The sequence below is a fragment of the Mycolicibacterium pyrenivorans genome (assembly GCF_025821625.1).
Taxonomy (GTDB): Bacteria; Actinomycetota; Actinomycetes; order Mycobacteriales; family Mycobacteriaceae; genus Mycobacterium; species Mycobacterium pyrenivorans.
The window spans coordinates 1-6,114 of record NZ_JACKSH010000247.1 but is presented as its reverse complement, the minus strand read 5'-3'; the positions used below and the strand labels follow the sequence as shown (position 1 = coordinate 6,114).

Genomic DNA, 6,114 nt, shown 5'->3' with positions numbered 1-6,114 from the left:
CTGAATGTGATCCTAGAGAAATCTCATTCTTTCACCCCGACAGGGCATTTCGCTGTTACAACCCGCCTCCCATCCCTACCTCATCGGTGAATCCAGGCCGATGAGGGTTCGCAGGACTTCCTCGGGGGTCCAGCGTTGGGTCTTGGCGGTGATGAGGACTTCGGCGGCGGTGCGTCGCACGGCGGCGAGCTTGAGCCGGCGCAGCCCAGCATCGAGATCGGCGGCCAGTGGTGGGACTGACGGCGGTGCAACGGGTTCGGCATCTGTTAGGGGCTGGGTCTTGGTCATGAGATCACCTCGCCGTCGGCGGCGATCGGCGTGATCTTGTAGGCGTCCAGGGATCGGGTCGGGGCGACCGGCAGGTCCAGGATCAACGCGTCGCCGGCGGGGCGGGGCTGGGGTGTTCCGGTGCCGGCGGCCAGGATGGAGCGCACGTCGGCGGCCCGGAATCGTCGGAACGCTACCGCCCGGTGCAGGGCAGATACCAGGGCGTCGGTGCCGTGGGCGGCGCCCAGGGCGAGCAAGATCTCCAGTTCCGAGCCCAGTCGGGTGTTGCCGATCGCCGCGGCGCCGACGAGGAACGCTTCGGCGTCGGCGCCGAGGTCGCAGAACTGCTTCTCGACCGTGGTCTTCGGGCGAGGTCCGCGATTGGGTGCCGGCCGGGGTCCGTCGTAGTGGTCGTCGAGGATCGACACGCCTCCGGGTGCGACGAGTTCATGTTCGGCCACGATCACCCCGGTCGCGGGTTCCAGCAGACAGATCGCGCCGTGGTCGACGACCACGGCCACCGTGGTGCCGATCAGTCTCATCGGCACTGAGTAGCGAGCCGACCCGTACCGGATGCAGGACAGTCGGTCGACCTTACGTAGCACCGTCGGTGCCCCGATCTGCAGCCTCAGAGACGGAAGTGGTTGCAGTAGTTCACGTTCGGCCACCAGTCGCTCGTCGGGGACCGCGCAGATCTCCGAATGGGTCGCGGCGTTGACCTCGGCGCACCACGCCTCGGCCGCGGCGTTGGCATCGCGCAGGGTAAACGGCGTGCCGGTGACGGCGGCCTCGGTCAACAGTGGCACGGCCAGATCGTCCTGGGCGTACCCACAGAGGCGTTCCACGATGCCCTTGGACTGCGGGTCGTTGGCGTGACAGAAGTCGGGGGCGAACCCGTAGTGGCCGGCCAGTCGCACGTAGTCCGGGGTGGGGACGACGACGTTGGCGACGACGCCGCCTTTGAGACAGGCCATCCGGTCGGCCAGCACCTTCGCGGGGACCCCGCCGATCGCGGCCAGGGCTTCGGCGATCAACGCCAGCGTGGTCGAGGCGCGTTCGTTGGTGGCAAAGCGCACGAAGCGCCACCGGGAGAATGCCAGCACCGCGCAGAACAGGAACAATCCCGGCGCGACTTGGGCCCAGTCGATGACCAGGTACTCACCCGGCTCCCACACCGCAGGTCGTCGACCGCGGTGATTGGTGCTGCGCCACAGCGCTTTCGCTTCGGCAACGAGGCGGCGGAAGTTGCGATCAGATCCTGCGTATCCGGCGGCCTGGGCTTTCGGGAGCAGTCGCTTGGCCGAGATCCGACCGTGTGACTTCGCGACCCGTTCGGCGACCAGATCGGCCACCGAATCGTAGTTATGCGTCCGTTCGGCCCGCGGTGGCGGTGAGATACCGGCCTGGTCGGCCTCGAACTTATCCACGGTCTTCTTGACGGTGCGGTGGGTGGTACCGCACGCCTCGGCGGCGGCCCTATACGACCCGAGCTGTTGGTAGGCAGAAATGATGTCCATGCGGTCCTTCGCAGACTTCAATGGAACTCCCCGATGGTGGTGGCGATTGGTTGGCGCCTTCACCGTCACCATCGGGGCCCGCAGTTCCTGATCGACACGACGAACACGGGGTGGATACTTTTACCTGGCCAAAACCGGATACCTCTACTTGGCCACCAGTGGGTACTTTTTCATGGCCACGGACACCGATGCACCTCGACCTCGACGATATGTGCCGCATCCTTGCCAGTGGTACCGACATCGTCACGCCAGCGAGCTTCATCTATCCCGCCGCTCTCGATCCGGCAATCACCGAACGGCTCGCCGATGCAAGCGCCGAAGGCGCATCGACGCTGTACGGTGCGGGCATTCACCCCGGCTTCTCCCCGGTGATCTGCTGCCGATCATCTTCGCGCGTTTGTCGAATCGCATCGACAGGGTCGTCGTTCAGGAGGTCGCCGATATGGCGCCGCACCCGTCGACGGCGATGTGTTTCGACGGCGTGGGGTTCGGCCGCGATCCCGAGGAAGCGCTCGCCGACCCGAGTGCCTGATCGGCCTGATGGACACGATGCTCAACGAGTCGCTGAAGCTGCTGGTCGACGGATTGGGCATCGACTCTGAAACCATCACCCACACTTTCGGAATCGGAACCGTCAAGCGCGATCTCGAAGTGCGCGCTAGACGTATCAGAGCGGCATGGTCGGAGGAACGCGCCACGTATGGACCGCCTGGTCTGCGGCGGGCCGGTCATCGTATTCCGCAGCTATTACAAGATGGACAACGATCTCGAACCCAACTGGACCGCAGGGCAGCTCAAGTACTCTCTGGTGATCGCGGCCGATCCGGCCCTCAGCGACAGCTTCAGCCCGACCCAACAACACCCTGACGGTGACCAAGGCTACACTGGGGGCGGGTGCAGACGGCGATGAACTCCATCAATGCCATCCCGACGGTGGTCGCGACCCCACCCGGTTTCAAGACCCGCCTCGATCTGCCACTGGTGAAACCGCGCGGCCTGTTCCGCTAGGGCAGTCAGGCGATCTGACCGGCCGACCGTAGGGCCGCTATGTCGGCTGTGGTGCGACCCAGTTCGAGTAGCACCTCGTCCGTGTGTTGTCCGACTTGAGCGCAGCCTGTTTTGAATTCTGTTGGTGTTCCTGAGAAGTGGATCGGTGAACGGGGTTGGCGCAGCACACCGGCCTCGGGATGTTCCCACTCAACCAGCGACTTGTTATGGACGATCTGTTCGTTGAAGGGCACTTCGTCGGGTTCGAGTATGGGGCCGCACGGCACGTCGTTCTCGACCAGCCGTGCCAATACTTCGTCGCGGCGGACCTTCGAGAACTCGTCAACGATGATGGCTCCGAGTGCCTCGAAATTCTCCGGCTTGGCTGTCGCCGCGCTCGTGGAGAATCGTGGATCTTCGCACAGCTCGCCACGACCGAGTGCGCGCAGGACTCCCCTGAGCTGATTGTTGTTGGCGCAGAAATAGATCAGCTTCGCGTCCAGGCAATCTGTGAGCTGGTAGATGTCCACGACACGTAGTCCCGGCGACACCCCTTCGCCCAGGTGGGTGTAATCCATCATCAGATCCGGCCAGCTCAAATACAGAGCGGTGTCGAGCATCGAGAGATCGATGTGTTGCCCCTGCCCGGTACGCTCCCGGCAGAACAACGCAGCCAATACCGCCTGGGTCGCCATCTGCGCCGCCCATTTGTCGGCGATGACCATTCGCACCAGATCCGGAATCGGAATGGCTTCGCTCTTCTGGCGCGCGACTATTCCGACAACTCCCTGAATGACGGGGTCGAGCACCGGGCGCTGCGCCCACGGACCGTCGGTTCCGTATCCACTGATCGAGCAGTAGATGATTTGTTCGTTGCGCTTCGTGCAGTCGGCGTACCCGAGTCCGAGCCGATCGAGTACGCCCGGCCGCATATTCTGGACCACGACGTCGGTCCGCTGCACGAGATCGAGCACGATATCGCGACCCGCCTCAGTGCGGATGTCGACGCTGATGACGCGTTTGCCACGATTGTTGTTGAGGTACAGCGCGGCGAGGCCGCCGCGCTGAAACAGCCCGGTCCGAAGAGGATCGGTTGACTCGATCGCCTCGACTTTAATGACCTCTGCGCCAAGGTCGCTGAGCATCATAGCCGAGTACGGCCCAGACACGATTTGACTGAGATCGAGCACCCGCACGCCGTCGAGCGGACCACCCATATCTGGGCCTCCAATATCGTTGATACGAAAGCGACGAGGTCAGTCGCTTGCCGGAAGTGTCTTGCTTTCTTTGAGCGCCAACAGGGTTGCGCCGACGCTCAATGCCCCGGCCCCGCCCTTCGTCACGAGCACCTCGGCACCCGTTTCGTCCACGTAGCGCTTACCCATCACAGCGCCGCCGGCGAACGCGGGATCCAGGGTCGCTCCGGATTCCGGGTCAGTGCCCATGGGCAGCATCGCAACTCCGCCGCACCTGAGATCCGCGAGGCTCTCCGATGCCTTCACGACGATCACCATGGCATCGCATACTTGACTGCGCAGACGTGCGCCGTTCCTGATCATCTCGATCCAATCTTTCTGACTTCACATGCTTTTCGTTCGAATGACCATCGGCTTACAGCACCGCGCCGTCATCCTTGAGTTGCTGAATGCGATCCCAATCCAGCCCCGCATCCATCAGGATCTCCTCCGTGTGCTGGCCGTGTTCGGGGGCGCCCGGTGGAACGACATGTTGTTCGTCGAATTGCACTGGATTGACTGCCATTTCGAACGGAACGCCGTTCATCGTAGTGGTCTTGGCGACATATCCGTTGGCCACCGTGGTGGGGTCGTCGCACACCTCCGCCGGGGTCTGCACCACGCCCCACGCCCCGGACAGGGGGGCCAGTGCCTCGCGCCACTCGGCGAGTGTCCGCTTGGCGAACGCCTCGTCGATCAGCCTGACCAGCTCGACACGGTTTTCATAGCGCGGCAGTTGTTCAGCGAATCGCGCATCGGTGACGAGCTCGGCCAGCCCGATGGCCGTCATCGCCTCGCCGAAGAACTTGTCGAGCTGCAGCATCATCAGGGTGACGTATCGTCCGTCGCTGGTGAGATAGTTGTTCACCAGCGGGTTCGGCGAATCGGCATGCGTGTAGGTCACCGGGGGCCCGGCATCGGCCATTCGACTGGTGGCGATGTCGGGGCTGAGGTTCCAGGCAGCCAACCCGACCAGCGAGACGTCGACCACCGACCCTTCGCCGGTGGTCGCCCGCTTATAGAGGGCGGCGGCGATGCCGCCGGCGATCGTCATCCCGCCGAGCAGGTCGCCGAACGCGGGGCGCTGCCGCACGATCTCCTTGACGCCTTCGGTGGCGGCGGTCAGCATCGCGCCGATCCCACCGCGCGCCCAGTAGGACACGCCGTCATAGCCGGGTTTGTCGGCATCAGGCCCTTTCGGACCGTGCCCCGAACCGCGCACGTAGATGATGTTGGGGTTGACTGCCCGAATGTCATCGACGTCGAAGCCGAGCCGTTTGCGCCGACTCGGTAGATAGCTGGTCAGAAAGACGTCGGCGGTCTTGGCGAGTTCGAGCAGCACCTCGCGCCCGCCGGGCGTCCGCAGGTCGATGCCAATCGACTTCTTGCCCCGATTGGGCACCTCGATCATGTAGTTGACCTGGTCGGCACCCGACACAATGCCCGAGGTCACCAGTCCGCGCTGCGGATCACCGCCATCGCGAGGCTCGACCTTGATGACGTCGGCTCCCCACTCGGCAAGGACGGCGCCCGCCGCGGGCACGAACGTCCACGCCGCCACCTCGAGCACGCGAACACCGCTGAGCACCTTGCTCTCACTGTTATCGGTAATCTTGCGCCTCCATATTCCAGAACCCGTTGAAACGAGAACACCTGTAGCCGCGCCCTAGCCGTCGTCGTGATCGACGATGATCGCGTGTTCGGGGCACGCTTCGGATGCCTCCAACACGTCGGCCTCCCGATCGGCGGGCACGAGTTCATCCACCGCCGACGCGTAACCGTCGTCGTCGCTCAGCCTGAATGAGTCAGGAGCAAGCATTGTGCACAGCATGTGGCCCTGGCATCGGCCGCTGTCGACCCGGACCCTCATCGAACCCCTTCGCGGTCGGCACAGCAGCGCCACGCTAGCCTCGGTCCCCGACCATCAGTACAAACGTACCTGTTCTCTGAACAGAGAATGATGCCTTTCACCGTGACCACCTCTTCATTCCCACCCAGCTGTTGTGGCTTGTGGTTAGGCGGGGGTGAGGTGGTACATGGCGGCGTCGTGTTCGGGGATGTCGTCGTAGGCGATTTTGACGGGCATGCCGATGTGGACGTCGTCGGGG

General features: G+C 63.8%; 7 protein-coding genes and 1 pseudogene. 2 read left to right on the top strand and 6 right to left on the bottom strand.

Annotated elements, in window-relative coordinates; translation table 11 throughout:
* Positions 1–99 precede the first annotated feature (99 nt).
* A pseudogene (locus tag H7I57_RS26625) lies at positions 100–288 on the bottom strand (ATP-binding protein); the annotation flags it as partial.
* On the bottom strand, positions 285–1,805 hold the full coding sequence (gene istA, locus H7I57_RS26620; RefSeq protein WP_264027284.1) for an IS21 family transposase: 1,521 nt from the start codon (positions 1,803–1,805) through the stop codon (positions 285–287). The pseudogene H7I57_RS26625 and the gene istA, both read right to left, overlap by 4 nt.
* A gap of 376 nt (positions 1,806–2,181) precedes the next feature.
* Here istA and H7I57_RS26615 point away from each other — a divergent pair, with 376 nt between their 5' ends.
* A complete protein-coding gene (locus tag H7I57_RS26615) occupies positions 2,182–2,316 on the top strand; it encodes a hypothetical protein (protein ID WP_264027283.1) in 135 nt (44 codons plus the stop codon).
* Between the two features lie 168 nt (positions 2,317–2,484).
* Positions 2,485–2,694 (top strand): hypothetical protein, encoded by a 210-nt coding sequence (locus H7I57_RS26610; protein WP_264027282.1) that lies wholly within the window; start codon positions 2,485–2,487, stop codon positions 2,692–2,694.
* Between the two features lie 103 nt (positions 2,695–2,797).
* Here H7I57_RS26610 and H7I57_RS26605 read toward each other — a convergent pair whose 3' ends face one another.
* From H7I57_RS26605 to H7I57_RS26590, 4 genes are all read right to left on the bottom strand, one after another.
* On the bottom strand, positions 2,798–3,988 hold the full coding sequence (locus H7I57_RS26605) for a CaiB/BaiF CoA transferase family protein (RefSeq protein ID WP_264027281.1): 1,191 nt from the start codon (positions 3,986–3,988) through the stop codon (positions 2,798–2,800).
* Between the two features lie 39 nt (positions 3,989–4,027).
* On the bottom strand, positions 4,028–4,330 hold the full coding sequence (locus H7I57_RS26600) for a hypothetical protein (protein WP_264027280.1): 303 nt from the start codon (positions 4,328–4,330) through the stop codon (positions 4,028–4,030).
* Positions 4,331–4,382: 52 nt separating this feature from the next.
* Complete coding sequence (locus H7I57_RS26595; RefSeq protein ID WP_264027279.1) at positions 4,383–5,594, bottom strand: CaiB/BaiF CoA transferase family protein; 1,212 nt, start codon at positions 5,592–5,594, stop codon at positions 4,383–4,385.
* A 78-nt stretch (positions 5,595–5,672) separates the two neighbouring features.
* Positions 5,673–5,876, bottom strand: a complete 204-nt coding sequence (locus H7I57_RS26590) for a ferredoxin (protein ID WP_264027278.1) — start codon at positions 5,874–5,876, stop codon at positions 5,673–5,675.
* Positions 5,877–6,114: the final 238 nt, after the last annotated feature.

Coding starts and splice junctions, on each gene's coding strand:
- H7I57_RS26600 (WP_264027280.1), bottom strand. CDS start 4,330: ATGATCAGGAACGGCGCACGTCTGCGCAGTCAAGTATGCGATGCCATG.
- H7I57_RS26610 (WP_264027282.1), top strand. CDS start 2,485: ATGGACCGCCTGGTCTGCGGCGGGCCGGTCATCGTATTCCGCAGCTAT.
- H7I57_RS26590 (WP_264027278.1), bottom strand. CDS start 5,876: ATGAGGGTCCGGGTCGACAGCGGCCGATGCCAGGGCCACATGCTGTGC.
- H7I57_RS26605 (WP_264027281.1), bottom strand. CDS start 3,988: ATGGGTGGTCCGCTCGACGGCGTGCGGGTGCTCGATCTCAGTCAAATC.